The sequence below is a fragment of the Microbacterium meiriae genome, from assembly GCF_025143875.1.
GTDB lineage: Bacteria > Actinomycetota > Actinomycetes > Actinomycetales > Microbacteriaceae > Microbacterium > Microbacterium meiriae.
The window spans coordinates 1-26,845 of record NZ_JAMBDU010000020.1 but is presented as its reverse complement, the minus strand read 5'-3'; the positions used below and the strand labels follow the sequence as shown (position 1 = coordinate 26,845).

Here is a 26,845-nt window from a genome sequence, read left to right as displayed (position 1 = left end):
AAGCTTAGGCGGCGGGGTCCTGCCTCCCCGCCGCCTGCGCCCTCCTCACGCGGATCAGAGCGGCTTGCCGCCCGTCACTGCGAGGACTGCTCCGGACACGTACGACGACTCCGCCGAGGCGAGGTACACGTAAGCTCCGGCGAGTTCCGCGGGCTGGCCGGCGCGCCCCAGCGGCGTGTCCTGCCCGAACGTCTCCAGGCGCTCCGGCCCCCATCCGGTCGCGGGGATCAGCGGCGTCCAGATCGGACCGGGCGCGACGGCGTTGACGCGCACGCCCCGCGGCCCCGCCTCCTCCGCGAGCGCCTTGACGAACGCGACCTGCGCCGCCTTCGTCATGGCGTAGTCGATGAGCCCCGGCGACGGCTGCGCGGACTGCACCGACGACGTGACGATGATGCTCGACCCGGGCTCGAGATCGGGGAAGGCGGCCCGTGCCGAGAAGACGAGACCGGCGAGGTTCGTGTCGAACACGCGACGCATCTTCTCGGTGTCCAGGTTCTCGAAGCCGTCGATGTCGTGCTGGTAGGCCGCGTTGAGGACGAGCACGTCGAGTCCGCCGAGTTCGCGGCGCGCGCGGTGCACGGCGTCGGTCGCGAAGGCCTCCTCGCGGACGTCGCCGGGGATGCTGACACCGGTGCGACCGGCCTCGCGGACGAGCGCGAGCGTCTCCTCCGCATCCTCCTGCTCCTCGGGCATGTGCACGATGGCCACGTCGGCGCCCTCGCGGGCGAAGGCGATCGCGACGGCACGCCCGATCCCCGAGTCGCCGCCGGTGATGAGGGCACGCCGCCCCTCGAGCCGCCCGTGGCCGACGTAGGACTGCTCGCCGTGGTCGGGCTCCGGGGTGGTCTTCTCGGTGAGGCCCGGCTGGTCCTGGCTCTGCGCCGGGAACCCGTCCTCGTGGTGCGCGTGTCGGGGGTCGGTGAGGCCGCCGTCGCGGGTGGTGTCGGTCATTTCCGCTCCTCCTGTCATGGGGCTGACGATCAGGTCGTGATCGAGCCTCGCGGCTTCGGAGGGCGGACGGCAGGGGGTTGACAGCCCCGGGCGGTCTCCGGGAAACCGGCCTCAGCCGGCGGAGGGGGCGTCGCCGTGCGGGGGCTCAGCGTTCTCGGCGGGCTCGGGAACCAGGTAGAGCCCGGTGGGAGCGTTGGCGGTGAAGGCGAGCGCCTCGATCCAGGCCCGGTTGACGGCGGGCTGCCGGCTGCCGAAGTACTTGAAGACGAGCGAGCTGCCCGGCTGGATCCAGACGGTGGTCCGGCCGCCGCCCACGCTGGCGTCCTCACGCCAGCTGAACGGGAACGGCTCGCCGCGGCGCAGCTTGGCCGTGATCACGAGCTGCAGGTGCGTGAGCGCCCGATCCTCGATCTCGGTCTTCACGCTGCCTTCGTAGATGAACTTGCCCATCGGGTGATGCTCCTCGGTCGGGTGGTCCTCAGCCCGGCGGACACTGCCGGGATCGGCCTATGGGTAGAGGGTAAGCCCTCGGACGGGGCGCGCGGCAAATCGGCCTCGAAGGGCGACGTGGGCGTCGAAGTCAAGGCCCTGCGCACGATCCGCGCGGGGGTTAGCCTCGAATCATCGACACCCGAGGAGGGCACCGCCATGACTGAACGCCACATCGACGACCGTCCCGAGGAGGGCTACACGCCCGGCACCACCCACGCCGAGCGCGGCGCGGGCAACCCGCGACTGCGCGTGCGGCGCGACGACGAGCGCACGGAGTTCGCGCTCGACATGGAGGAGGTGCGCATCGGTTCCGCCGCAGGGAACGAGCTGCGCCTCGCCGACACCGAGCCCGTGCACGCGACGGTCGTGCACGACGACCGTGACGAGTACGTGGTGACCCTGCACGCCGACGGCGAGATGAACTCCAACCCCGACGCGGACGCCACCCACCCCGGCGAGCGCACCGAGACGCTGCGCACCGGATCCCGCTTCACGGTGGGCCCGTGGGAGCTGGTGTTCGCCCGCGAGGAGTTCGCCGACCACGGCCGGCCCTTCGGCGGACGCCTCGGTGGCGAGTTCTCCGACCAGCCGCTGCAGGAGGCGCGTCCGGGCTACGACGCCGACGACGAGCGGCTCTCGCAGGCCGACGTCAACGACGAGCTCTCTCAATCGGACTCCAAGGCCGACTGATGGTGCGGGGTGCCGACGGGCTTGGACTCCGCTGACCCCCGCTGCCGGAGGTAGATCGCGAACGCGACCATCGTCCCGACCGCGAGGAACTCGGACTGCCAGTTCTGCAGCGTCCGGTCCCAGAAGTCCGAGCTGGTCACGTAGTCGGCCCAGGTGATCGCGGCGACGCCGTGCATCGCGTTCTCCTCGTTCATGACGACCGTGCCGGCGAGCGACTGCGCGAACCAGGACAGCACGAACACCGCCCCCATCACGATCAGCAGCGAGTTGCCGAACACGGCGGCTCGCCATCCGCCCGCCCGGGCCCACCGCGGCGAATCCGGGCGGGCGTGCGGGCCGACGAGCTGATCCGCATCGCTGCCCGGCCCCTCATCGCCGGGCTTCTTCGACTCCGGCGATCCCTTCTGCACGAACCAGATCGTCGCAGCGATGAAGAGGAAGAACTGCAGGAACTCCGACTGCCAGTTCTCGGCGACGTCGACGGCGAAGTCGGACGACCAGAGGAAGTCCCCGAAGCCGATCGCCCGCTGCCCGTGGTCGAGGAGCTCCTCGTTGTTGCGGAGGTAGCCCGCGAGCGCCTGGCCCCCGAGCGCGAGCGCGAACAGCGCGAGGAAGAAGAGGCTGAGGGCGTGGTCCTTGATCCGCGAGCGCATCGTCATCGCCCTCCCAGCGGTAGGCCGATCATCACGGCGAGACCGACGCCGATGATCCCCGCCCAGATCCAGAAGACTGCCCGCATTCCCGCGGTGTCGCGCGCATCCTCCGCCATGTCCGCCTCCTTCGTCGGTGTGACCACGGTCCGACGATGGCGCGCAGGATGAGTGCCCTCCAGGGGCTTGACGCGGCCACGGTTGTCAATCCCCTCCATCAGGGCTCCGCGGCACCCGTAGCCTGGCGGAACCGATGAGAGGAGCGCCCGATGACCGCACCGAACGAGACCCCCGACCTCGAACGCCTCGGCGAGCTCGCCCGCAGCCGAGGCCTGCGCGTGAGCGTGGCCGAGTCGCTCACGTCCGGACGCCTCGCGAACACGATCGGCGCCGGCGAGGGGGCCTCCGGCTGGTTCGCCGGCGGCATCGTCGCGTACTTCACGGAGGTGAAGGAGCGGGTGCTGGGGCTGACCCCGGGGACGGACCCCACCTCCGCGGCCTGCGCCGAGCAGCTCGCCGCGGGAGCGCGGGAGCTCTTCGACGCCGACATCTGCGTCTCCACCACCGGCGTGGGCGGGCCGGGTCCGGAGGGCGGTCACCCCGCGGGCACGGTCTACCTGGGCTGGGCGACCGCCGACGACGCGGGGCACCGGAGGCTGGCGCTGACCGGCGATCCGGACGAGATCCTGTCGGCGAGCGTCGACGCCGCGGTGCGACTGCTCGCCTTCCACGCCGAGGGGCTGCACCCTGCGGGGCCCCGGCGCACCGGGTCCGACTGAGAGCTCAGCGCCCCGGCACGAGGCCGACCCGCAGCGGGGCTCCCGGCGCTGTCGCCTCGGTGAGGGCGGCGTCGATGTCGAGGAGCGATCGCACCGCCCCCACGGCCTCGCCGAACGGATACGCGCGCCCGCGCCCCGCGAGAAACGACGCCGCTGCCGCGAGATCGTCGGCACCGTAGTTGTGTACCCCCGCGACCGTGATGAGTCGGCGGACGAGATTCTCCGCGTCCAGCGGGACCGGGGCTGCAGGGAACACGCTGCCGACGAGGACCGCCGTCCCGCCGACGGCGACGCCCGCGAGGGCCTCCCCGACGGCATGCCCTGAGGCTTCGATCACCACGTCCGGGTCACGATCGAGCGCGGTGGCCCCGAACCGGGAGGCGAAGGCGCGCCGGTCGTCGTCCGGATCGCGCACCTCGACGACGGCACCGTGCTCGGCGGCGATCGCGGCGGCACTGATCCCCACGAGACCCGCGCCGTGGATGCGCACCGCGGCGCCGTCGAGGTCGATGTCACGGGCGGCACGCGCCACCGCGGCCCACGCGGTCGCTGTCGCGCAGGCGGCAGGCGCCAGCACCGCAGCGGGCAGCGCCTCCGGCACGCGCACGATCGCGGTGCCCGCCCGCAGCTGCACGTGGCTGGCGAACGCCCCTGTCAGGTCGCCGTGGGCGCCGACACGGTCGTGGCCGTACTTGCCGAAAACACGGCACTTCTGCGTGAGGCCGCGCCGACAACGGTCGCAGGTGCCGCACGACACCGTCACCGACCACACCACACGGTCGCCGATCCGCAGCGGCGTGCCGTCCACCGCGTCCGCACCGTCATCGCCCATCGCGAGGACGCGACCGACGCTCTCGTGCCCGAGGACGAGCGGCGCCGGCGCGGACCGGCGCCCCTGCACGGTGTGCACGTCCGACCCGCAGATCGTGGACATCTCCACGGCGACGAGCACGTCCTGATCGCCGAGCGCGACCCCCGGGACCGCGATCGTCTCGTGCGGATGCCCTTCGCCGACCCAGACCATCGCGGTGGCCGCGGGGCGCAGCGCGACGTCCCTCCGGTGTCCGGGCGGGCGGATCAGCAGCGTTCCCATGACTCGACTCTCAGACGGAGGCGACGGCAGCGGGAAGGAGCTCTCGCTGGGCCAGAGCCCCCCGCAGCGCCGTGACGTCGGGGAGCACGGCGTGGGCGCCCGCTCCGCTCAGAGCCGCGCGATCGTGGGCGCCGGTGAGCACTCCTGCGACGAAACCGGCACCCGCGCGGCGGCCCGACTCGACGTCGCTCACGGTGTCGCCGGCGACGGCCACAGCCTGCACCGCGGACGCTCCCGTGCGCAGAAGGGCGGTGAGGACGAGGTCGGGCGCGGGGCGTCCGCGGCCGGCGTCGACCGGGGAGAGCGCGAGGTCGATGAGCCCTCCCCACCCGAGGCCGTCGAGGATCGCCTGTCGGGTGACCGGCGCGAACCCGGTGGTCAGTGCGACGGTGAGCCCGGCGTCCTTCAAGCCCTGGATCGCGTCCGCCGCCCCGGGGATCTCCGCGACGCCGTCTTCGGCGACGATCTCGGCGTACGCGGCCTCGAACGCCGCGGTGGCCTGCCGTGCCGCGACCGCATCGCCGTCGGCCAGGTGCAGGAAGACATCGAGCTTGGACTGTCCCATGGTCTTCCTGACATAGCCGAGGGCATCGTCCCAGGGCAGCCGTGCGGCGACGCCGGTGCGTTCGGCGGCGCGCTGGAACGCCTGCTCCACCACGCCGTCGTCCACGACGGTGGTGCCGGCCATGTCGAGGACGACGAGTTCGATGGGAGTGGTCATGGGGTTCCTTCCAGAGCAGGGGTGCCGCCGAGGGCGGCGGTGAGGTGCAGGTCGGCGAGCCCGAGGCCGCAGGTCATGCCGATGCCGGTGGTGGCGGCGAGCACGAGCGCACCGTCGTCTCCGCGGTCGACGAGGAACTCGCCGTGGGCTTTCGCGTACACGCCCTGCCACCGCTCGATGACCCGCGGTGCACCCCACTCGAACAGGGCCTCGGCCTCGCTGAGGAACGCGGTGAACGCGGCCTCGGGCTGGAACGGCGAGGGGGCGGCGGCGGTGGCATGCGAGTCGCCCAAGATGAGCGTGCCGTCGGGAAGCTGCGTGTACATCTGGTTGAGGTCGAGGGCCGCGAGGTCGGGGCGCTCGGCGTGCAGACGCTCGCGCAGGACTCGGGCCTCCGGTCCATCGGCGAACCGCCCGTACCGGATGAGGGACCAGCCGGTCAGCAGGGGCGCGGTCAGCGGTCGCGGGAACGAGACCGCCGCCCGCATCATGTCGAGCGCACAGCGCATCACGCCGTGGCGTTCGGCGACCTCGGGCAGGAGCTGATCGATGTCGTGGTTGACCGCCACCACGACGGCCCCGGCGTCGATCCCACCGCGCGTGGTCTCCACCCGCCCTGCGCCGAGCGCCGTCACCGCGGTGCGGAAGCGGAACTCGACGCCCCGGGCCGTCAGGTGCCGCACGATGGCCGTCGCCGCGGTCCGCGGGTCCGTCTGCAGGTCGGCCTCGATGAGGGCGCCGCCGACGAGGCCGTCCCGACGCAGCGGGGCACGGCGGAGGAGCTCATCGGCCTCCAGCATCCGGATGCCGCCGTCCTGCGCCGCCGCGGTCATCACGGCGAGCTCGTCCTCATGCCGGGCCGCGACGAGCGTGCCCGACTCTCGGATCCAGAAGCCCGCGTCCCTGGCGAGCTGCAGCCAGAGATCGCGCGAGGCATCCGCGTATCGCCGCGCCTCCCCGCCCTGCGCGCCGATGCAGAGGTGACCGAAGTTCCGGATCGTGGCGCCGGTCGGGGCCGCGCTGCGGTCGACCACGACGACGCGGAGCCCCCGGCGCACGGCCGCGTACGCGGCCCCGAGTCCGACGATGCCTGCACCGACGACGACGACGTCGGGGTTCTGCTTCGCCCCGTTCATCGGAACACCTTCCTCATCCACATCGCGAGCCCCTCGACGGCGAGCACGGTCACGAGGATCATCAGCACGATCGCGGTCACCGTCTCGTAGCGCGAGCCCTGGCTGGCGTTCAGCAGGTAGTAGCCGACCCCGCCGCCGCCGACGATGCCGAGGATCGTGGCTGCGCGGATGTTGGTGTCGAGCATGTAGAAGCTGTGCCCGATGAGCGCGCGGGTGCCCTGCGTCAGCGTGGCCGACGTGTACGTCTGCATCCGGGTGGCGCCCACCGCCCGCAGAGCGCGCTCGGGCCCGCGGTCGACCTCCTCGAAGGAGTCGGCGATGAGCTTGCCGAGCAGTCCGATCCCGCCGATCGCGAGAGCGATGACGCCGGCCTGCGCGCCGAGACCCGTGATGACGACGAGGACGATGGCGAGGATCAGCTCCGGGATGCCGCGGATGCCCACGAGGAGCAGACGGGCGGTGCCGCGCCCTGCGGCATGCGGGGCCACGTTGCGCGCGGCGAACGAGCCGAGCAGCAGCGACGGCAGGAGGGTGAGGACGGTGGCCGCGAGCGCGATCGCGACGGTCTCCCGCATGGCCTCCAGCATCGCGACCGTGTCGTAGCTGCCGAACGACGGCGGCCAGAACCGGGCGGCGACGTCGGGCAGCTTCGCCCAGAAGGTGAAGAGATCCGACCAGGTGATCTGGCTCACGACGACGCTGCCGACCACGACGAGGACCGCGACGATCCCGGCGGCCGTGTGACGCACCCGCTGGGCGGTCCACGGACGGCGCACCGCGGTCTGCGGGCTCTCCGCCCACGCGGGGCGATCGGCGGCGGAGGCGGACGGCCGCCGGCGCATGCGCGGATGCACGATCCGGTCCATCCAGGACCGCGTCTGCTTCTGCTCGCCGAGCATCGCGCCGCGCACCGTGCTCGAGACGATCTCCATCACGATGCAGAGCACGAAGATCACGAGCGCGATCCCGAGGCCCTTGCCGTAGTTCAGCGACTTGAAGGCGTAGGACATCTCGAGCCCGAGGCCGGCGACGCCCACGTAGCCGAGCACGACGCTCCCGCGCAGATTGATGTCGTTGCGGTGCAGCACTGTGGCCACCCAGCTCGGCAGCACCTGCGGGAGGATGCCCGCCGTGAACTCCTGCAGCTTCGAGCCCCCCGCGGCGCGGATCGCGAGACGTGGCCCTTCGTCGATCTGCTCGATGGCGTCCGCGAACATCTTGGAGATCATGCCGATCGAGTGGATGCCGATGGCGAGGATGCCGGGCAGCGTGCCGAGCGAGAACATGAGCACGAACGCCATGGCCAGCACCACGTCCGGGAGCGCGCGGGTGAGGACGCCGATGAATCGGGCGGCCGCGCGCCAGCCCGCGCCCGGGGTGGTGTTGGCGGCGGCGAGGTAGGCGATGGGCACGGAGAGCACGGCCGCGAGCAGCGTGCCGACGAGCACGAGGCCGACGGTCAGCGCGATGAGCCAGGCGAGGTCGGCCGGCGCGGGGAAGGAGAGCCCGCCGACGCGGCCGAGGAAGTTCTCGGCGTTGCCCCAGCTCTGGACCATCGCCGGGATCGAGATCCCCACGTCGCGCACCGCGAGGATGCCGAGCACGACGAGGACGAGGAGAGTGAGTCCCGCTGCGATGCGCTCCGCGGACAGCGGCCGCTTCGGCGCCCGCTCCGCGACGCTCCCGCCACCCCGGGCCACTGAGCCGCCGCCCTGGGTCGCTGAGCCGCCGCCCTGGGTCGCTGAGCCTGTCGAAGCGCCCCGTGTCGACGCCCCCACCGCCGTCATGACGCCCCCACCGCGGTCACGGCGTCGACGAGCTCCACCTGCACGGCACGGATCTCCGCCGTCGTCGTCGCGACGCGGCCGTAGATCTCCATCACCTCGGCTTTGGAGAGTCCGTCCGTCGGGGTGTCCAGGACGACCTCGCCGTGTCGGAGACCCACGATCCGGTCGGCCCAGCTGATCGCGAGGTCGACCTGGTGGAGGCTGCACACGACAGTGAGTCCTTCGTCGGCGGCGATCTCGCGGATGAGGGCCATCACCTGCTCGCTCGACTCCGGATCGAGCGAGGCGACGGGCTCGTCGGCGAGGAGGATCGCCGGCTTCTGCATGAGCGCCCGGGCGATCGCCACCCGCTGCTGCTGACCCCCGGACAGGGTGTCGCTGCGCTGATAGGCACGGTCGAGGAGGCCGACGCGGTCGAGATGCTCCAGCGCGGTCAGCTTCGCGGCGCGGGGGTAGCTCCACAGCCCGAGCCGCGGGCCGCGCATCCGCGACAGCGATCCGGTCAGCACGTTCTCCAGAACGGTCAGGGAGGGCACGAGCTCGAACTGCTGGAAGATGAAGCCCACGCTGCTGCGGAGTTCCCGCAGCGCCCGACCTTTCGTCGAGGGAACGGATGCGCCGAGCACCGCGACCGACCCGGAGCTGGGGAGCTCCAGGCCGTCGAGATGGCGCAGCAGCGTGGACTTGCCGGAACCGGAGAGCCCGAGCAGCACGACGATCTCTCCCCGCGCCACCTCGAGCGTGACGTCCTTCAGGGCGGTGGTGCTGCCGAAGGTCTTGGTGACGCCGGCGAGGCGGATGAGGGTGTCGGATGCCGCGGTCATGGCTTCTCCTGTCGTCAGGCGCGGGGCGTCAGCCCTGGCACTGCTCGGCTTCGGTCTCGGCGCAGATGTCGCGGATGAGGTCGTAGTAGGCGTCGTCCACCGGCTTGGTGGCGAAGAACACGCTGCGGAACGCGTCGGAGTCCGCGCTGTCGATGCCCGCCGCGATGATGTCGTCGATCGTGACCTCGCCGAGGGCGTCGACGAGCTGCTTCGCCACGTCATCCGGCAGGGACGAGGAGTAGACGAGCGGAGCACCCGGGACCATGGTCTCGGCGATGACCTTCACCTTGTCGGACTTCTCGACCTCGGAGTCCTCGGCGAAACCGGCCTCGCACTCGACGCCCTCGCCGACCTTCTGCACGCTCACGTCGTGCTTGCCCGCGAACACGGGGGTGATGTCGGACTTCGGGTCCACGCCCGCCTCGATGAGGTTGTACGACGGGAAGAGGTAGCCGGAGGTGGACGAGGGGTCCACGAAGCACACCTTCTTGCCCGCGAAGTCCTCGAGGCTGGAGATGTCGCTGTCCGCCGGGACGATCGCCTGCGAGTAATAGCCGGGCTCCTGGCCCTCCTCGGTGACGATGGACGAGATCGGGGTGAGCTTCGCGCCGTTGTTGGTCGCGGTGACGTAGGTGAATCCGGAGAACGAGGCGACGTCGACCTTCCCGGCGACGGCGGCCTCGATGAGCGCGGCGTAGTCGGTGGACTCGTGGTACTCGACGGTCTTGCCGGTGACCTCGGCGATGTAGTCCATGAGCGGCTGGTAGTTCGTCTCGGTGTCCACCGAGTCGGGGACGACGCCGAAGACGAGGGTGTTCTCGTCGACGGCGAATCCACCGGCCGACTGTGCGTCGCCGGGGGCGTCGGTGGCATCGGCCGATCCGGAGCAGGCGGCGAGGCCGAACGCGAGGATCGCAGCGCCGGCGAGGGCGGGGAGAGCGCGGAGCTTCATGAGGACCTTTCAGGGTGGGAGGAGTGATCCACGGACGACTCTCCCAGCAGCCTCGCTGAGATGTATACCTATCTCAGAAGAGTTCAGTCGGCGTTCACCCGCCATTCGCCTGGATGAACAGCGCCACAACACCCTCGCGACCCTGTGACCGGACGAAGTAATGTACCTATGTGGCCGAAGCTGTGTACACCCAGATCGCCGACGACCTCCGTTCGCGGATCGCGGACGGCACGCTCCGCCCCGGCGATGACGTGCCCACGGAAGCCGAGCTCGCGGAGCACTGGCGCACGTCGCGCGGTCCGATCCGCAACGCGCTGGCGGCCCTTCGCGCGGAAGGCCTCATCGAGACGACCCGCGGCCGGCCGGCGCGCGTGGTGGCGCGCAAAGCGAATCAGGCCGTGGACGTCTCCGTCCCGTTCACCCGATGGGCGCGCGACCTCGGCGTCACCCCTGGCGCGCAGACACAGGAGCTGAGTCTGCGGCGCGCGGGCGATCTCGGCCCGGCGCTGGGTGTCGGACGCGACGACACCATCGTGAGCGTGGTGCGCCTGCGGCTCCTCGACGGCCGTCCCACGATGCTGGAGCGCCTCGCGTACACCGAGGACGTCGGCCGTCGGCTGTTCGAAATCGACCTCGACGCGGTGTCGATCACGGAGTACCTCGCGTCGGTCGGGCATCCGATCGTCGCGCTGCAGCACGTCATCGACGCGGTCGCCGCCGACGATCAGGACGCCGCGCTTCTCCGCGTGCCGCGAGGAACGCCCATCCTGCGGCTCACGCGCACGTCGCGGGACGCCGAGGGGCGCATCTTCGAGGCATCGGAGGACCGCTACCTCAGCGAGGTGGTGCGCTTCACCGTGGCGGCGTCCGGGATATCCACGGACGGACACTACATGAGAGCAGTGGGCGGCTGAGGCCGGAGACAGATTCGCGACCGCGGGCGCGGGAGTGTAAGAAGCCAGAAAGATCGCGCCCGCGATCGCAGCGCTGGGGACGCTTTATCTGGGGAGCCTTCAGGATATGTCGGCGCCGCGAAGCCTCTGAAGTGCCGAATGTCGAGACACTCGTAGACTTTCGTCTACGGCCTCGGGGGCGGAATCACGGGCGTCGTCTCAGGATACGCGGGGCTCAGACCACCGGCAACACGGCGGACACGAGCCAGTGTCCGTCCACCTCCCCGGCGCTGAACTCGCCGCTGGCGCCCATCACGCGTTCGGCCATCCGCCCCAGGCCGGTCCGACTGGAGGAGAGCTCCCGACGCGGCGTCGTGGGGAGCGGACTGCGCAGTGAGAGGTGCGCCTTGTCGTCGTCCACCGCGAGACGGATCTCGACGGTTCCGGGGCCGGCATACTTCAGGACGTTCGTGGCCGACTCGCGCACGATGCGCGCGAGCACGATCTCGACCGCGCGGGGAATGCGCTCGTCGCCGGGGTCGCCGTCGAGGATGACGTCGTGCCCGGCCGCTTCGAATTCGGTCCGCGCTTCCTCGACCGCGGCGACGAGGTCACCGGTCGGCATGCCCGCAGCGCGCGGGCCGTCGTCGGCGAGGTCGATCACGAAACGGAGGTCTGTCATGGCCTTGCGGGCGGCGACGCGGATCGCCTCCCGGGAGCCATCGCTGGCGTCGGGGTCTTCGAGCATCTGTACGTGCAGCGACACCACGGTGAGGTGGTGCGCGATGCTGTCGTGCAGCTCGCCGGCGATCCATCGTCGCTCGGCGAGGACGGCTTCCCGTTCCTGCTCAGCCGCTGCCTCCAGCTCGTGCTCGAGGCGACGTCCGCGGTCGAAGGCCAGCCGGAGTCCGAGGCCGATGGCCCCGGCGACGGTGGCCGCGATCAGGTAGATGCCGACGTTGACCGGGACGTCCGAGTCGCCGTACGCCATGACGGACGCAGCGACGAGAAAGACTCCCGTGTAGGAGAGGACAAGAGGGGTCCACCCCAGGCGCATGACCAGCGCAGACGCCAGGGCGGCGGTGATGAGGACCTGCGATTCGGTCCCCGTGAAGAACGAGGCCACCAGAACGATGCCGATCGCACAGGTGGCGATCAGAGGCGACCAGAGGAACAGAGCGGTAGCGAGAGTCGAGGCGATGCTCACCGCGGAGGCGAGGGGATTCACGGTGGGGTCCGTGAAAAGAGTGAAGACGTCGATCGCAACCATCACGCTGATGATCGCGAGGATGACGATGCTCTCTACGCGTGTGAGGCGTTCGCCGCGTGCGAGTCGGAAAATATCAGGCACCGCCCGTTTTGACTGGTCTAAGGCCATGGTGCACTGTCTCCTATTCGCCAGCTATCCTAGCGAGTGAAACCGAAAAGCTTGCCAACCTGCTGCCAGAAAGTCATTACATTCACCTCCGTTCTAGTGCCGTTTGTCGATGTCTGTATTCATCTTCTCGGCGGCGCGCGGAGCGCACATCTGGCCTTCGTCCAGACCTCGATAGCCAAAGGTCTACATCCTCAGAGCGCCCGCTTCACGCCGTTAGGCTTCCTCCATGCAGGAAATCCGCGTCGTGATCGTCGATGACGATCCTCTGGTCCGCTCCGCGCTGTCGCACTTCGTGTCGCGCGCGCCCGAGATCACGGTCGTGGCGCAGGCGGAGGACGGCCTGGAGGCCCTCACGACGGTCGAGCGCGAGAAGCCGGACGTCGTGATGATGGACGTCCAGATGCCGGAGATGAACGGCATCGAAGCGACCGCGGCGATCGCCGAACGATGGCCGGACGTCCGCATCCTCGCCGTCACCACGCTCGACGGCAGCGACACCGTGCTGCCCATGCTGAGCGCCGGCGCCTCCGGCTACCTGCTGAAGGATTCCAGCGCGGAGGAGATCGTCACGGGTGTTCGCGAGGTGTTCGCCGGAGCGAGCTCGCTGTCGCCCCGCATCGCGTCGATGTTGATCCGCCACGTGCGCGACTCCACTCCCACCGCAGCCGCGGAGACCCTCGAACCGCTCACCGAGCGCGAGGAGGAGGTGCTCCAGTGCCTCGCGAAGGGCATGTCCAATGCCGAGATCGCGAAGGCGCTCATCGTCTCCGAGGGGACGGTGAAGGCCCACCTCGGCCGCATGATGTCGAAGTGGCACCTGCGCGACCGCGTGCAGATCCTCGTCACGGCCGCCCACGCCGGACTCGTCACCTTCCGCTGAGCCGCGGCCTCAGAGCGCGAGCAGCACGATCCCGACGAGGACGATCAGCGAGGCGCCGATCCGCCATCCCGGCCGGGACTCGCGCAGGACGAAGGCGCCGAACAGGCTCACGAGCACGACGCTGACCTCCCGCAGCGGTGCGACGAGGGCCACGGGAGCGATCTGGATGGCGGTCAGCACGAGGATGTAGGACAGCGGCGACAGGATGCCGAAGGCCAGGATGCGGCGCCACTGCGTGCGCCCCAGCGCCACGACCGCACCCCATCGTCCGCGCACCGCCACGGAGTAGAACGGCACCTGCAGCAGCGTGGTGCCGACCATGAACGCCACGGGTGACAGCTCCCACTCGCGCACGGCGTGGGCGTCCCAGATCGTGTAGACCGCGATCGCCACGCCGGTGAGGGCGCCGAACAGCAGACCGGGGTCGATGCGGCGCCCGCTCCCTGTCGGCCGGCGGTCGACGAACCCGATCGCGACGACCCCGACGATCACCGCGGCGACGCCGACGAGCGCCAGGGCCGAGGGGCGTTCCCCCAGCAGGAGCACGGCGACGATGACCGAGAGGAAAGGCCCGGTGCCCCGCGCCGTCGCGTAGACCGTCGACAGACTGCCCTCCCGGTAGCCGCGCTGCAGCACGGCCATGTAGGCGACGTGCAGGACCGCGGAGACGGAGACTCCGAGCGCGAACGAGCCGAGGTCGGCCGCACCGAGTCCGCCCGTGAACGGTACGGCCCCGATCCAGACGACCGTGCTGGCGACGGCACCCCACCACAGGAACGGCGAGCCGGCGCGGCTGATGCCGTGCGCGATGACGTTCCAGGACGCGTGGGCGATCGCGGCGGCGAGGACGAGGACGAGAGCGACGGCGGACACGGCAGACCCTTCCCTCCGCCGCGGGCGCGACGAATCGGGTCCTCCGGGCTTTTGTCCTGTCAGATGACGACCCTCCTGCGGAGGAGGACCGTGGCGCCGCTCGGACCAGACGGGTGCGGACCCCGGAACCCTAGGCGCTATCGCCACCACCCTATCCCCGACCGGGAAGGCCGCGAGACGGGGTGCGTGACGGGGCGCGACTACGCTCGAAGGACACCCCGCGCAGGAAGGTCACGCCATGCCCGTCACCCCGGACGCCCTCGCCCACGCCGAGGACCTCGCCGACTTCGTCGCCGCCTCCCCGTCGAGCTATCACGCAGCCGCCGAGACGGCCCGCCGTCTGGAGGAGGCCGGATTCACACGGTTGCAGGAGGAGGACGCCTGGCCCGCGCGGCCCGGAGGCCGGTACCTCGTCGTGCGCGACGGCGCGACGATCGCGTGGGTGGTGCCGGAGGGGGCGACCGCCACGACGCCCGTGCAGGTGTTCGGGGCGCACACCGACTCCCCCGGCTTCAAGCTCAAGCCACAGCCGACCACCGGAGCCCGCGGCTGGCTGCAGGCCGCCGTCGAGGTGTACGGCGGTCCGCTGCTGAACTCCTGGCTCGACCGGGAGCTGCGCCTCGCCGGCCGGCTCGCCCTCGCCGACGGTCGGGTCGTCCTCGCCGACACCGGAGCCCTGCTGCGCCTCCCCCAGCTCGCCATCCACCTCGATCGGGGGGTCAACAACGGCCTCGCGCTCGACAAGCAGACCGAGACGCAGCCGGTGTGGGGTCTCGGCGACCCGACCGAGGCCGACGTGCTGGCCGAGCTCGCGGCATCCGCCGCCGTGGACCCCGCAGAGATCCGCGGCTACGACGTCGTCGTCGCCGATGCCGCGCGGGGCGCGGTGTTCGGCAAGGACGACGCGTTCTTCGCCTCCGGCCGGCTCGACGACCTCGCCTCCGTGCACGCGGGCGTGGTGGCCCTCGCGGCCCATGAGCCCGAGGCGGGAGCCCCCGTCGCGATCCTCGCCGCGTTCGACCACGAAGAGCTCGGCTCCGAGTCGCGCTCCGGCGCCGCGGGCCCCTTCCTCGAGGATGTGCTGGAGCGGCTCTACGCAGGGCTCGGGGCCGACGGCTCCGCCCGCCGCCAGGCGTACGCGTCGTCGTGGTGCCTGTCCAGCGACGTCGGGCACTCCGTGCACCCGAACTACGTCGGCCGACACGACCCCGTCGTTCAGCCCGTGCTCGGCTCCGGGCCCATCCTCAAGCTCAACGCCAACCAGCGCTACGCGACCGATGCGGTCGGCGCCGCGTCCTGGCGGAACTGGTGCGATCGGGCCGGGGTGGTGACGCAGGAGTTCGTCTCGAACAACAGCGTGCCGTGCGGCTCGACCATCGGACCGATCACCGCGACACGGCTCGGCATCCGCACGGTCGACGTGGGGATCCCCATCCTCTCGATGCACTCCGCGCGCGAGCTCGCCGGGGTCTCGGACCTGCACGACCTGACGCGCGTGGCCGGGGCTTTCTTCGCCGGCTGAGCCGCGCGCCCGGCGCGGTGCCCTGATCCACGTCACGAGTGCGCTCGCGGAGTGCCAGGATGTGAGGATGACCGACATCAGGCCGGCTCTCATCGAGCGCGCAGGCATCGAGATCATCCCCGAGTCCGAGCGGACCGCCACGCCCCGCGACCTGTTCTGGCCGTGGTTCGCGGCGAACGTCTCGGTGTTCGGGATGTCCTACGGCTCGTTCGTGCTCGACTTCGGCATCTCCTTCTGGCAGGCGACTTTGGTCTCAGTCGTCGGCATCGTCGTGTCATTCCTGCTGTGCGGACTCATCGCGATCGCGGGCAAGCGGGGGTCGGCGCCGACGATGGTGCTCTCCCGGGCCGCGTTCGGCGTCCAGGGGCAGAAGGTCCCCGGGATCGTGTCCTGGCTCACGTCGATCGGCTGGGAGACCTTCCTCGCGATCATGGCGGTACTGGCGACGGCGACGGTCATCACGCAGCTCGGCGGCGACGGGGACAGCCTCTGGCTGAAGATCCTCGCGACCGTGATCGTCGCGGCACTCATCGTCGCCGCCTCGGTGCTCGGCTACCACACGATCATGCGGCTCCAGTCGGTGCTGACCTGGATCACGGGCGTCGTGACGGTGGTGTACATCATCCTCGCGGCGCCGAGTATCGACCTCGCTGCGGTGATGGCCCGTCCCGACGGCGGCATCGGCCAGGTCGTCGGCGCGCTCGTGATGGTGATGACCGGGTTCGGACTGGGGTGGATCAACATCGCCGCGGACTGGTCGCGCTACCAGAAGCGCACCGCGTCCGACGGGGCGATCGTCGCCTGGAACACGATCGGCGGCTCGGTGGCACCGGTCATCCTCGTCGTCTTCGGTCTGCTCCTCGCGGGATCGGACGCCGAGCTCATGGACGCGATCGCCGCGGACCCGATCGGCGCGCTGGCGAGCATCCTGCCGGTGTGGGTCCTCGTGCCGTTCCTGTTCACGGCCGTGCTCGCGCTCGTCTCCGGCGCGGTGCTCGGCATCTACTCCTCCGGCCTGACCCTGCTCAGCCTCGGCATCCGCATCCCGCGGCCGTCGGCGGCGGCGATCGACGGCGCGATCCTCACGGCGGGCACCATCTTCGTGGTGTTCTTCGCGACCGACTTCCTCGGCCCGTTCCAGAGCTTCCTCATCACCCTCGGCGTGCCGCTGGCCTCCTGGGCCGGCATCCTCATCGCCGACATCCTGCGCCGTCGCAAGGACTATGACGACGAGGCCCTCTTCGACAGCCGCGGACGCTACGGCGCCTGGGACTGGACGTCCATCGGCACCATGGTCGTCGCGAGCGTGATCGGCTGGGGTCTCGTCCTCAACGGCTTCGCGGACGCCGCGCCGTGGAACAACTGGCAGGGGTACCTCCTGTTCCTCGTCGGCGGGACGGACGGGGACTGGGCGTACGCGAACCTCGGGGTGTTCGTGGCGCTGGTGCTGTCGTTCCTCGTGACCTGGTTCGCCCGGGCGGGGAAGATCCGGCGGCAGGAGTCGTGAGCCCTTCGACAGGCTCAGGGACCCGGGAGGCGGCAGACTCAGGGACCGAGAAGGCGGCAGGCTCAGGAACCCAGGAGCCGGCAGGCTCAGGGACCGAGAGCTGGCTCGTGGTGATCGATCCGCAGGTGATCTTCGCGTCGCCCGACTCCGCCTGGGGCTCGCCGTTCTTCGCTGAGGCGATGGCGAACATCCGTCGGCTCGCGGAGGCCTTCGGCGAGCGCGTGCTCGTGACCCGGTGGCTTCCGACGGCCGACCGCTCCACCTCCTGGGGCGAGTACTTCGCGGCGTGGCCGTTCGCCGACCGGTCCGCCGACGACGCGCTCTATGCACTGGTCCCCGAGGCGGAAGGCCTGTCTCCTCATCCGACCGTCGACCTGCCCACGTTCGGCAAGTGGGGCCCGGAGCTCGAGGCGATCGTCGGGCACGGTGGCCGTATCGTGCTGGCGGGGGTGTCGACGGACTGCTGCGTCGTGTCCACCGCTCTCGCCGCCGCCGATGCCGGAGCACGGGTGACGCTCGCCGCCGACGCCTGCGCCGGCTCCACGGCCGGGAACCACGCCGCCGCCGTCCAGGTCATGAGCCTGTATCCCCCGCAGATCACCGTGACCGACACCGCCACCCTCCTCTCTCCCTGACCCGGCCCCATCCGTGCCCGTGCCCCCGGCCCCGCGCCCGTGCGGGACGGAAATCGCACCTTCGCGCGCCCCATCCGGCCCGTTTTCGATCCCGGCACGAGGTGCAGTCCGGCCGCGGGACGGATTCCACTCCTCGAGAGGGTCCATCGGGAACGGTTTCGATCCCGCGCGGAGTGTCCGTCGCGGGACGCGAAACGCACCTCCGCCGCGCGACTGCGGTGCGGTATCGATCCGGCACTGGGGTGTGGCGTTCGGGCGGGACGCGAAGCGCACCTCGGCAGCCGCGGGGAGGAGCGTTCTTGAGCTCGGCAGGGGCAGCGGGTCAGGCGTGGGCGCGGACCGCGGCGGCGATGTCGGCGGGAGTTCCGCGCCAGGGAGCACCATGACCGGGGAGGACCCACGCGGCGTCAAGTGCCGCAAGGCGGTCGAGCGAGGCCAGGGCTTCCGTGGGCTCGTCGGTGAACGGGGCGGGTTGCGCGCCCTCCTCCCCCGTGAGCACATGCCGCGTGGTCAGGGCATCGCCGACGAATACCGCGCCGACCGCCGGGACATGCACCGCGATGCTCCCCGGCGAGTGCCCCGGAAGCCCCACGACGACCGGAGCCCCGGGGAGGTCGAGCACATCACCGTCCGCGACCTCGGAGACCTCGGTGACGTGGCGCGTGCGGAGGGCGCTCTTGCGGAGACCGTAGGCGAGGAAGCCGAGCATCGGACCGGGCCGTGCAGGGCCCATCGGAGTCTTCGGCTTCTCCCCTGTACGCACGCGGTGAGCATCGGCGCCGTGGATGTAGACCGGAACGCCGGCCTCGCGGCGCAGCCGTTCCGCGAAACCGATGTGGTCGCTGTCGCCGTGGGTCAGCACGAGTCCGCGGATGTCGGACAGCGGTCGGCCGATCACGGCGAGCTCTCGCTGAAGGTCGTTCCAGTGCCCGGGCAACCCGGCGTCGACGAGGGTGATGCCCTCGGGCAGGTCGATGAGATACGAGGCGACGATGTCGTTGCCGAGGCGGTGGAGGTGGGGAGCGAGCTTCATGATGATCCTCTCGGGCGGTTGCGATGGCTACGTTACGTAGCTATCATGGCTACTGTCAATAGCCATCGAGGAGGATCCGTGCCCACCCCCGAACGCACATCGATCGATGCCATCGTCGCGGCCGGCCAGGAGATCCTCGAGGCCAACGGCCCTGCGGGACTCACGATGCAGGCGGTCGCGGAGCGTGTGGGCGTGCGTGCCCCCTCCCTCTACAAGCGCGTGCGGGATCGTGAAGCCTTGCGTGTCGCGGTCGCCACGGCCTCCGTCGATGCCCTCGCGACCCAGCTCGAGGCGGCGGGCGACGACCTCTCCACCCTCGCCCGGACCTATCGCACCTTCGCTCACGCGCACCCGGAGGGCTTCCGCCTCATGTTCAACACCGCGGTCTCCCATCAGACTCTGGAACGCTCCGCCGCTCCCATCATCCGTGCCTGCACCACCGCGGTCGGCGAGGCGGACGCCCTCGACGCCGCACGCCTCTTCACCGCCTGGGCCACCGGATTCCTGCAGATGGAGCTGTCCGGGGCGTTCCGACTCGGCGGTGACGTCGACCGCGCATTCGACTACGGCCTCCGGCGCCTCATCGCGAGCCTCGCCGATTGACGACGCTGGTCATTCCCTGTCCACGACGGCGGATACTGGCACACTGAGGCCGTGGAAGACTCCCGCAGCACCGCCGGTACCGTGGCCGCGAAGACCGGCCGGTCGCCCTGGCGTCGCACGAAGATCGCCGTGGGCGTCCTCGCCGCGGTCGCCGCCGTCGTCGCGATCATCGGGGCGCTCACGCCGTGGCCATCCGCGATGATCATCCGCTCGGTGTTCACGAAGGGCGGCGACGAGACCGCGGCGGAGATGACGAAGCACGTCCCGGACACGCCTCTCGACGAACGGAAGGACATCGCCTACGGGGATGCCGGCGCGGACACGACGATGGACGTCTTCCGCCCCGCCTCCGCCGACAGCGCGTTGCCGACTGTCGTGTGGATCCACGGAGGTGCCTGGGTCTCGGGCTCGAAGGAGGACGTCGATCCCTACCTCCGCATCCTCGCCGCGGAGGGCTACACGACCATCGGCGTGAACTACACCCGCGGACCCGAGGGCGTGTACCCGCTCGCCGTCCACCAGCTCGACGGGGCCCTCGCCTACATCGACGCGCACGCAGCGGAACTGGGCGTCGACCCGCGTCGCATCGTGCTGGCGGGGGACTCCGCGGGCGCTCAGCTCGCCAGCCAGATGGCCACACTCATCACGAATCCGGACTACGCCGAGATTCTCGGTATCCGCCCGTCGATCCGCGCCGACCAGCTCGTCGCGACCATGCTGAACTGCGGCGTCTACGACCTCGCCGCGCTGGCCGAGCTCGACGGAGTCCCGGGGTGGGGCTTCAAGTCGGCGATGTGGGCGTACTCCGGGACGAAGACCTGGGCGGAGGACTCGACCGGCGCCACGATGTCGACCGTGGACTGGGTCACCTCAGACTTCCCCGCGACGTACATCTCGGGCGGCAACGGTGACGGACTCACCTGGCTGCAGTCGATCCCGATGGCGAAACGGCTGGAGGAGCTCGGCGTCGATGTGACGCCGGTGTTCTGGCCCGCGCCGCACGAGCCCGCCCTCCCGCACGAGTACCAGTTCCACCTCGATCTGCCCGAGGCTCGGAAGGCCCTGGCCGACACCATCGCCTTCCTCGACGCGCACACCCGCTGACCCGGCCCCTTTCGTCCGGCGGGGCTGCCACGGTCGCACGATCCCGACACGACGGCACGACTCGTTCGGCCGGACGTCTGTTCATCCGTTCCCCGGTCGTGCAGGCGGACCTCGGCACGGGTGGAGACGGACCCGGCACGGGTACACGACCCGGGCACGGGCGCACGACCCGGGCACGGGTGCACGACCGAATCCGGGAGATACCCGTGCCCCTGGCGCCGGGTCGTGCAGGCGGGGCGGGATCTGGACATAACATGTCTGTGACGATCGGCACGGAAGTGATATGTTCGCGGGATGCACACGGAGAACGAACGCGCACTCGAGTCGGGGATCGTCACGGATCTCTCCGGGCGTATGACCTACGGCTCGTACCTCGCGCTCGACCAGCTCCTCTCGGCACAGCATCCGGTGAGCGACCCGCAGCACCACGACGAGATGCTGTTCATCATCCAGCACCAGACGACGGAGCTCTGGCTGAAGCAGCTGCTGCATGAGCTCAGCTCGGCGCGGGAGCTGCTCGCGGCGGACGACCTGCGCGAAGCCCTCAAGCGCATCGCCAGGGTCAAGCGGATCCAGGACGTGATGACGCAGCAGTGGTCGGTGCTCGCGACGCTGACCCCGACGGAGTACGCCCAGTTCCGCGGCGCCCTCGGCAACTCGTCCGGCTTCCAGTCGGTGCAGTACCGGGCCGTCGAGTTCGCGCTGGGCAACAAGAACGAGAAGATGCTGAGCGTCTTCCGCGACCACCCGGCGAACCTCGCGCTCCTCACGGCCGAGTGGGAGAAGCCCACGCTGTACGACGAGTTCCTCCGCTACGCCTCTCGCCGCGGCCTCCCGATCCCCCGCGAGATCCTGGACCGCGACGTGCGGGAGCCCTACCGCGAGACCCCGGACCTCGTACCTGCCATCCGTGCGATCTACCAGGACCCGCGCACCCACTGGGACCTCTACGAGGCCTGCGAGGACCTCGTCGATCTCGAGGACAACTTCCAGTTCTGGCGCTTCCGTCACCTCAAGACCGTGTCCCGCACCATCGGGATGAAGGTCGGCACGGGCGGGTCGAGCGGCGTCGGCTTCCTGCAGCGCGCCCTCGACCTGACCTTCTTCCCCGAGCTCTACACCGTCCGCACCGAGATCGGTTCCTGATGCTCACGGCGACGTTCTTCGACGGCGAGCGCTGGCGGGACGGCGTCGTCGGACTCGGCGAGGACGGGCGCCCCCGGCTCCGTGAGGAGACATCCGCGCCGGGGGGCCCGGTCCTCTCCGGCCGCATCGTCGGGGGCTTCACGGACCACCACGTTCACCTGCAGCTCGTCGACCACGCGTTCCTGGCCTCGTCCCGCCTCGGACGAGTTGTCGACCTCGGCGGCGATCCGTCCACGGTGGCGCGGATCGCCGTTCACAACTCAGGAGTTTCGACCGGCGGAGGCGCTTCCGAGGCGGTTCCGGGTGTGCCTGGGCCGGATTCTCCTGACTTGCGAACCGTCGACTTCGCCGGCGCGTTCCTCACGCCTCCCGGTGGATACCCCTCGGACCGCGCCTGGGCGCCGGCGGGTTCGGTGCGGGAGATCGCCGACCCCGCGGCAGCGGCGACCGCGGTCAAGGAGATGGCAGCGGCCGGTGTCTCCTGCGTCAAGGTCGCGAGCAACAGCACCGCCGGCCCGGTCTTCTCCGACGCCCTCTTCCGCACGATCGCCGACCTCGCCGCAGCCCGAGGCCTCCCGGTGATCGCCCATGCGGAGGGCTCCGGCGAAGCGCAGCGCGTCGTCCGCCTCGGAGCGACGCAGCTGGCCCACGCCCCGTTCTCCGAGCGCCTGGACGACGAGGAGATCGCGGAGCAGGCCGCCCGCACCTCCTGGATCAGCACCCTCGCCATCCACGACTCCCACGCGCGGGCCATCGCGATCGACAACGTCGCCCGCTTCCACGCCGCCGGCGGCACCGTCCGCTACGGCACCGACATGGGCAACGGCCCGACCCCCGTCGACCTGAACCCGGCTGAGGTCGCCGCCCTCCGCACCGCTGGCCTCGACGACGACGCCCTCCTCCGCGCCCTCGCGCCCGTCGACCCGCTCGATCCCCGCTCTCTCCTCCTCCTGCTGCCACCCGGATCCGCCGATCCTCTGGCCGCCCGCCCCCTCACCCCCGCCGACCTGAAGGTGTGACATGACCGACCGCTCCGCCGACACCGCCCTCCTCGATGCCGCCCGCGCCCTGGACGCGTCCGACCCCCTCGCGGCCCACCTCGACGCCTTCGTCGAGGCCCCGGGCGTCACGGCCTACCTCGACGGCAACTCGCTCGGCCGCCCGCTGCGCGACGTGCCGGAGAAGCTCGCCGCGTTCGTGCGCGAGGACTGGGGCACCCGCCTCATCCGCTCCTGGGACGAGCAGTGGATGGCGCTGCCGATGGAGCTCGGCGACCGCATCGGCGCCGTCGCCCTCGGCGCGGGCGCGGGGCAGACGGTCGTCTCCGACTCCACGAGCGTCCTCATCTACAAGCTCATGCGGGGCGCCCTTCGACAGGCTCAGGGACCCACGGGCGCGGCTCAGGGACCCACGGGCGCGGCTCAGGGACCCACGGGCGCGGCTCAGGGACCCACGGGTGCGGCTCAGGGCCCCACGGGGCGGACGGAGCTCGTGATCGAGGAGGGGAACTTCCCCACCGACCGGTTCCTCGCCGAAGGCGTCGCGGCGGAGATGGGGGCCACGCTGCGCTGGATCACGCCCGATCCGGTGCACGGCGTCACGGTCGACGACGTCGCGGCCGTGGTCTCGGAGCGGACGGCGCTCGTCTCGCTCAGCCACGTCGACTACCGGTCTGGCGCCCTCGCCGACATGCCGGGCATCACCGCCGTCGTCCACGAGGCCGGGGCACTGATGATGTGGGACCTCTGCCACTCGGCGGGTGTCGTGCCGATGCAGCTCGACGACTGGGGCGTCGACATGGCGGTCGGCTGCACGTACAAGTACCTCAACGGCGGCCCGGGGTCGCCCGCGTTCGCCTACCTCCGCCACGACCTGCAGGGCGTGCTGCGGCAGCCGATCCAGGGCTGGTGGAGCGCCGCCGACATCTTCGCCATGGGCCCCGAGTACGTCCCGGCGGACGGCATCCGTCAGCTCCTCAGCGGCACGCCGCCGGTGACCTCGATGCTCGCGATGCAGGGCATGATCGACCTCATCGAACAGTCGGGGATCGACGGCGTGCGCGCGAAGTCGGAGTCGCTCACCGCGCTCGCGGTCCGGGCGTACGACGAGCTGCTCGCGCCCCTGGACGTCCGCCTGCTCAGCCCTCGCGACCCCGCGCTGCGCGGCGGACACATCACGATCGGCCACCCGGACTTCCGGGAGGTCACCCGGAGACTCTGGGCCGACGGCGTCATCCCCGACTTCCGCTTCCCGGACGGGATCCGGCTCGGGCTGTCGCCGCTGAGCACGTCGCACGCCGAGACCGTCGCCGGGGTGCTCGCGGTGAGGGACGCACTGGAGTCCGGTGTCTCCTGACCCCGCGGCACCGGTGGTGCTCGATGACATCGACGCCCGCCCCGGCAGCACCGCCTCGCTCCTGCGCACCCTGATCGGCCTGTATCTGCGCCCGCTCGGCGGCTGGATCTCGGCTGCCGATCTCGTGGCGCTGGCCGGCGACCTCGGAATCCCGGCGGCTCCCGCCCGGACGGGCATCGCCCGTCTCAAGCAGAAGGGTCTGCTCCTCCCCGAGCGCCGCGACGCGATCGGCTACCGCCTCAGCCCTGCGGCGGTGCCGATGCTGGAGCGGGGCGACCGCCGGATCTTCCGGATGCGGGAGATGACCGACGACGATCCGTGGTGTCTCGTGTCGTTCTCGATCCCGGAGAGCGCGCGCAGCGTGCGCCATCAGCTGCGGCGCCGACTGCACTGGATCGGCGCCGGCGTCGTCTCCCCCGCCCTGTGGATCTGCCCCGGACATCTCCGGGAGGAGGCGGAGCAGATCCTCGACGAGCTGGATGCCCGGCGCTGGGCGACCCTGTTCGACGCATCGGCCCCGGCCCCGGCAGGGACCCTGGCCGAGGCCGCCGCGGCGTGGTGGGACCTGGACGGGCTGCGCGCCGAGCACGAGGCCTTCCAGACATCGCTCGCGGCCCTGCCCGACGCGCCGTTCCCGGCCTACGTGCACCTCATCGACCGGTGGCGGGTGCTGCCCTACACGGATCCCGGGCTGCCCCCGGCGATGCTGCCGGCCGACTGGCCGGGCGGACGCAGCTTCGGGGCGTTCGCCCGGCTGTCGGCGGCGTGGGAGGCACCCGCCCTCGCCCACGTGCGCGCCGTGACGGCCTAGAGGGTCAGACCGGCGACCTCGCGGACGAACCCGGTCACGTGCTCCTGCAGCCGCAGGATCCGCATCTCGCGCGCGAGCTCGCGGTCGTACCCCGGATAGGCCAGCGGCGGGAGCCTGCGCACCGCGACATTGCACCCGAACTCCGCACACGCCAGCACGCCGACGGTGTCGCCCTTGCGACCGGCGGCCCCGGCGCGGCGGGCGACGTACAGCTGCACGTCGTTGCGGAGCGTCACGTCCTCGCACCAGGAGCACTGCGCGCGGGCGAGCACGCGCTGCTCGGCGCGCTGCAGCACGACGCCGACCGGCTCGTCGTCGATCCACGTGACGACGTAGGAGCGACGAGGCAGCTTCGGGTCGACCCAGCCGAGGTAGTCGAGCCGGTCGAAGTCCGTCTCGGCGAAGCCGGGCGGCAGGGTGATGTCGGAGATCTCCTTGCGAGAGGCGTTGCGGAAGGAGGCGCGCAGAGCGCGCTCGTCGATGGGACGCATGGGGGAAGAGCTTTCGGTGTGATCGCCGGAACGGCGAGACGGATCGGAGGATCACCCGGACGGTACCGGGGTACGACGCAGCACCGGGGACGGGATTCCGCCTCCGGCCGGTCCTCAGCCTCTGCCTGCGGCGCTGAAGGCGCCTGCAGCTCCGCTCCGCGCCCCGAGGGCGCTCATCGACGACAGCACCCGGCGAGCCTACACCCGTTTGTTTCGTCGCGTGTCGGGGGCGCTGCGGGATCCCGACCCGGTCGACGTACTCTGGCGGGACGCCGATCCGAAGGAGTCCCCGTGTCCACGCCGCTGCACCGCCGTCCGCCCCTCGAGGTGCGTGAGCGTGCGACGTGCATGTGCGGGAACGGCGGCCGCTGCTCGTCGTCGGCCCCCGGCCATGCCCTGCATCTGATCCAGGAGCGCCTCGCGGCGGCGACTCCGGCAGGGTGGGCGGACGCGTTCGTGACCGCGGCGGATCCGGTCGCCGGAGACCTCGTCGTCCGCACGCTCGACGGCACCACGCACACGCTGTGGAACGGCTCCGGCGCCGCGCTGGAGGCCGCGATCGGCAGCCCGGTCGCCCTCCACCTCGACTACGCCGTCCTCGCCGTCGGGCGCACCCGCTTCAACGTCGCCGTCGTGTGACGATGCCCTGATCCCCTCGGGTCAGGCGCTCGCCATCATCATGTCGCGGACCGCCATGCAGGCGTTCATGCAGGCCTGACACGCCTGAGCGCAGAGCCGGCAGACGTCGCTGTGATCGGCGTGCTGCATGCACTCGTCCATGCACATCTGGCACATCGCGATGCAGGCGTCCAGCATCGCCATCATCGTGGCCGGCGTCATCCCCTGCATGCGGAGCATCGACCGCATCATCGTGTGACACATGTCCGCGCAGTTCATGCAGGCCGGAGCGCAGTCCATCTCCTGGGTCGCGCACACGGTGCAGGCCTGCTCGCAGGCGGCGCAGGCATCCATGCAGGCCTGCAGCACCGACATGTCCATCATCGCCATGTCCGGCATCGACTCCATGTTCTTGGACATGGCACCCATCATCATCGCGTCCATCGCACACCGCTCCCTTCGTCGAGGACGACGGGCAGGACACCCGCCTGGCGCCAGGCTAACCCCTGCGCGGACGGGAGTCGATGGTCGCGGGACGCTGACACGCCGCTGCGCGAATGTCAATCCCGTGGACGGTGCGGAGGGCTGGTGGGAGGCTCGAAGAGCAATCGATCCGTCAAGGAGAGGAGCCTCTTATGAGTGGCGCAGATGACATGAAGAACTCCGCCGAGAAGCTGGGTGGCAAGGCCAAGGAAGGCTTCGGCAAGCTGACCGACAACGAGAAGCTTGAGGCCGAAGGCCAGGCGGATCAGGTGAAGGCCGACGCGAAGCAGGCCGGCGAGAACGTCAAGGACGCCGCGGGCAAGGCCGGCGACAGCGTCAAGGACGCGTTCAACCGCTGATCCCCCACCCGCTGAACCCATGAAGAGGGGGAGGCTCGCCGATGGCGAGCCGACACCCCCCACCCCCGGGGCAAAC

At 70.9% G+C, this 26,845-nt stretch carries 29 protein-coding genes; 15 read left to right on the top strand and 14 right to left on the bottom strand.

The features are described from left to right. Positions 1-54: 54 nt before the first annotated feature. Both M4D53_RS12505 and M4D53_RS12500 read right to left on the bottom strand, forming a co-directional pair. A complete protein-coding gene (locus tag M4D53_RS12505; protein ID WP_259954306.1) occupies positions 55-954 on the bottom strand; it encodes an SDR family oxidoreductase in 900 nt (299 codons plus the stop codon). 111 nt (positions 955-1,065) lie between these two features. Continuing rightward, complete coding sequence (locus tag M4D53_RS12500) at positions 1,066-1,404, bottom strand: DUF7882 family protein (protein ID WP_187662330.1); 339 nt, start codon at positions 1,402-1,404, stop codon at positions 1,066-1,068. A 198-nt stretch (positions 1,405-1,602) separates the two neighbouring features. Between M4D53_RS12500 and M4D53_RS12495 the strand changes: the two genes are divergently transcribed. Further along, positions 1,603-2,136, top strand: coding sequence for an FHA domain-containing protein (locus M4D53_RS12495; RefSeq protein ID WP_259954304.1), 534 nt, complete (start codon positions 1,603-1,605; stop codon positions 2,134-2,136). Here the strand turns inward: M4D53_RS12495 and M4D53_RS12490 are convergent. Next, positions 2,112-2,789 carry a DUF6766 family protein gene (locus M4D53_RS12490; protein ID WP_259954344.1) on the bottom strand — a complete coding sequence of 226 codons (678 nt, stop codon included), beginning with the start codon at positions 2,787-2,789 and terminating at the stop codon, positions 2,112-2,114. The two genes, M4D53_RS12495 and M4D53_RS12490, sit on opposite strands and share 25 nt — an antisense overlap. A 266-nt stretch (positions 2,790-3,055) precedes the next feature. On the opposite strand from M4D53_RS12490, the gene M4D53_RS12485 reads away from it, so the two are divergent. Beyond that, positions 3,056-3,565, top strand: coding sequence for a CinA family protein (locus M4D53_RS12485; RefSeq protein ID WP_259954303.1), 510 nt, complete (start codon positions 3,056-3,058; stop codon positions 3,563-3,565). Positions 3,566-3,569: 4 nt separating this feature from the next. Here the strand turns inward: M4D53_RS12485 and M4D53_RS12480 are convergent, their stop codons facing one another. From M4D53_RS12480 to M4D53_RS12455, 6 genes are read right to left on the bottom strand one after another with little or no spacing between them, the layout of a single operon-like run. Next, on the bottom strand, positions 3,570-4,658 hold the full coding sequence (locus M4D53_RS12480; RefSeq protein WP_259954302.1) for an alcohol dehydrogenase catalytic domain-containing protein: 1,089 nt from the start codon (positions 4,656-4,658) through the stop codon (positions 3,570-3,572). Positions 4,659-4,668: 10 nt separating this feature from the next. Further along, positions 4,669-5,379, bottom strand: a complete 711-nt coding sequence (locus M4D53_RS12475) for an HAD family hydrolase (RefSeq protein WP_187662334.1) — start codon at positions 5,377-5,379, stop codon at positions 4,669-4,671. Further along, positions 5,376-6,515, bottom strand: a complete 1,140-nt coding sequence (locus M4D53_RS12470) for a TIGR03364 family FAD-dependent oxidoreductase (protein WP_259954301.1) — start codon at positions 6,513-6,515, stop codon at positions 5,376-5,378. Before M4D53_RS12470 ends, M4D53_RS12475 begins: the two co-directional genes overlap by 4 nt. Continuing rightward, positions 6,512-8,302, bottom strand: a complete 1,791-nt coding sequence (gene phnE / locus M4D53_RS12465; protein ID WP_259954299.1) for a phosphonate ABC transporter, permease protein PhnE — start codon at positions 8,300-8,302, stop codon at positions 6,512-6,514. The genes M4D53_RS12470 and phnE overlap by 4 nt, the downstream gene beginning before the upstream one ends. Further along, on the bottom strand, positions 8,299-9,126 hold the full coding sequence (gene phnC, locus M4D53_RS12460) for a phosphonate ABC transporter ATP-binding protein (RefSeq protein WP_259954297.1): 828 nt from the start codon (positions 9,124-9,126) through the stop codon (positions 8,299-8,301). Before phnC ends, phnE begins: the two co-directional genes overlap by 4 nt. A gap of 28 nt (positions 9,127-9,154) precedes the next feature. After that, positions 9,155-10,078: a phosphate/phosphite/phosphonate ABC transporter substrate-binding protein gene (locus M4D53_RS12455; RefSeq protein ID WP_187662337.1), complete on the bottom strand. Its 924-nt coding sequence runs from the start codon at positions 10,076-10,078 to the stop codon at positions 9,155-9,157. Positions 10,079-10,248: 170 nt separating this feature from the next. On the opposite strand from M4D53_RS12455, the gene M4D53_RS12450 reads away from it, so the two are divergent. Further along, the gene (locus tag M4D53_RS12450; RefSeq protein ID WP_232089093.1) at positions 10,249-10,992 is read left to right on the top strand and encodes a GntR family transcriptional regulator; all 744 of its coding nucleotides are present in this window, start codon (positions 10,249-10,251) and stop codon (positions 10,990-10,992) included. Positions 10,993-11,206: 214 nt separating this feature from the next. Here M4D53_RS12450 and M4D53_RS12445 read toward each other — a convergent pair whose 3' ends face one another. Continuing rightward, complete coding sequence (locus M4D53_RS12445) at positions 11,207-12,241, bottom strand: sensor histidine kinase (RefSeq protein WP_259954296.1); 1,035 nt, start codon at positions 12,239-12,241, stop codon at positions 11,207-11,209. Positions 12,242-12,575: 334 nt separating this feature from the next. On the opposite strand from M4D53_RS12445, the gene M4D53_RS12440 reads away from it, so the two are divergent. Next, on the top strand, positions 12,576-13,229 hold the full coding sequence (locus M4D53_RS12440) for a response regulator (protein WP_232089094.1): 654 nt from the start codon (positions 12,576-12,578) through the stop codon (positions 13,227-13,229). A gap of 9 nt (positions 13,230-13,238) precedes the next feature. Here M4D53_RS12440 and M4D53_RS12435 read toward each other — a convergent pair whose 3' ends face one another. Next, complete coding sequence (locus tag M4D53_RS12435; protein WP_259954295.1) at positions 13,239-14,102, bottom strand: EamA family transporter; 864 nt, start codon at positions 14,100-14,102, stop codon at positions 13,239-13,241. A gap of 238 nt (positions 14,103-14,340) precedes the next feature. Between M4D53_RS12435 and M4D53_RS12430 the strand changes: the two genes are divergently transcribed. From M4D53_RS12430 to M4D53_RS12420, 3 genes are all read left to right on the top strand, one after another. Next, complete coding sequence (locus M4D53_RS12430) at positions 14,341-15,624, top strand: M18 family aminopeptidase (RefSeq protein WP_259954294.1); 1,284 nt, start codon at positions 14,341-14,343, stop codon at positions 15,622-15,624. Positions 15,625-15,691: 67 nt separating this feature from the next. Next, entirely contained in the window at positions 15,692-17,131 is a 1,440-nt protein-coding gene (locus M4D53_RS12425) for a purine-cytosine permease family protein (protein ID WP_259954293.1), read from the top strand. Between the two features lie 107 nt (positions 17,132-17,238). Next, positions 17,239-17,766, top strand: coding sequence for a cysteine hydrolase family protein (locus M4D53_RS12420; protein ID WP_259954342.1), 528 nt, complete (start codon positions 17,239-17,241; stop codon positions 17,764-17,766). A gap of 322 nt (positions 17,767-18,088) precedes the next feature. On the opposite strand, the gene M4D53_RS12415 is transcribed toward M4D53_RS12420, so the two are convergent. After that, positions 18,089-18,799, bottom strand: a complete 711-nt coding sequence (locus tag M4D53_RS12415) for an MBL fold metallo-hydrolase (RefSeq protein ID WP_187662342.1) — start codon at positions 18,797-18,799, stop codon at positions 18,089-18,091. Between the two features lie 78 nt (positions 18,800-18,877). Here M4D53_RS12415 and M4D53_RS12410 point away from each other — a divergent pair, with 78 nt between their 5' ends. From M4D53_RS12410 to M4D53_RS12385, 6 genes are all read left to right on the top strand, one after another. Beyond that, entirely contained in the window at positions 18,878-19,402 is a 525-nt protein-coding gene (locus tag M4D53_RS12410; protein WP_259954292.1) for a TetR/AcrR family transcriptional regulator, read from the top strand. Positions 19,403-19,453: 51 nt separating this feature from the next. Next, on the top strand, positions 19,454-20,506 hold the full coding sequence (locus M4D53_RS12405) for an alpha/beta hydrolase (protein ID WP_259954290.1): 1,053 nt from the start codon (positions 19,454-19,456) through the stop codon (positions 20,504-20,506). 294 nt (positions 20,507-20,800) lie between these two features. After that, positions 20,801-21,652, top strand: a complete 852-nt coding sequence (locus M4D53_RS12400; protein ID WP_259954289.1) for a tryptophan 2,3-dioxygenase — start codon at positions 20,801-20,803, stop codon at positions 21,650-21,652. Continuing rightward, on the top strand, positions 21,652-22,671 hold the full coding sequence (locus tag M4D53_RS12395) for an amidohydrolase family protein (protein ID WP_259954287.1): 1,020 nt from the start codon (positions 21,652-21,654) through the stop codon (positions 22,669-22,671). Before M4D53_RS12400 ends, M4D53_RS12395 begins: the two co-directional genes overlap by 1 nt. A 1-nt stretch (position 22,672) precedes the next feature. Continuing rightward, a complete protein-coding gene (locus M4D53_RS12390) occupies positions 22,673-24,007 on the top strand; it encodes a kynureninase (RefSeq protein ID WP_259954285.1) in 1,335 nt (444 codons plus the stop codon). Beyond that, positions 23,997-24,818, top strand: a complete 822-nt coding sequence (locus M4D53_RS12385; RefSeq protein ID WP_187662348.1) for a PaaX family transcriptional regulator — start codon at positions 23,997-23,999, stop codon at positions 24,816-24,818. Before M4D53_RS12390 ends, M4D53_RS12385 begins: the two co-directional genes overlap by 11 nt. Here the strand turns inward: M4D53_RS12385 and M4D53_RS12380 are convergent. Further along, complete coding sequence (locus tag M4D53_RS12380) at positions 24,815-25,309, bottom strand: FBP domain-containing protein (protein WP_187662349.1); 495 nt, start codon at positions 25,307-25,309, stop codon at positions 24,815-24,817. The two genes, M4D53_RS12385 and M4D53_RS12380, sit on opposite strands and share 4 nt — an antisense overlap. A 291-nt stretch (positions 25,310-25,600) precedes the next feature. On the opposite strand from M4D53_RS12380, the gene M4D53_RS12375 reads away from it, so the two are divergent. Further along, positions 25,601-25,948, top strand: coding sequence for a hypothetical protein (locus M4D53_RS12375; protein ID WP_259954283.1), 348 nt, complete (start codon positions 25,601-25,603; stop codon positions 25,946-25,948). Between the two features lie 21 nt (positions 25,949-25,969). Here M4D53_RS12375 and M4D53_RS12370 read toward each other — a convergent pair whose 3' ends face one another. Further along, the gene (locus tag M4D53_RS12370) at positions 25,970-26,371 is read right to left on the bottom strand and encodes a four-helix bundle copper-binding protein (RefSeq protein ID WP_025102514.1); all 402 of its coding nucleotides are present in this window, start codon (positions 26,369-26,371) and stop codon (positions 25,970-25,972) included. A 191-nt stretch (positions 26,372-26,562) separates the two neighbouring features. Here M4D53_RS12370 and M4D53_RS12365 point away from each other — a divergent pair, with 191 nt between their 5' ends. Then, positions 26,563-26,769 (top strand): CsbD family protein, encoded by a 207-nt coding sequence (locus M4D53_RS12365; RefSeq protein ID WP_101848342.1) that lies wholly within the window; start codon positions 26,563-26,565, stop codon positions 26,767-26,769. Positions 26,770-26,845 lie beyond the last annotated feature (76 nt).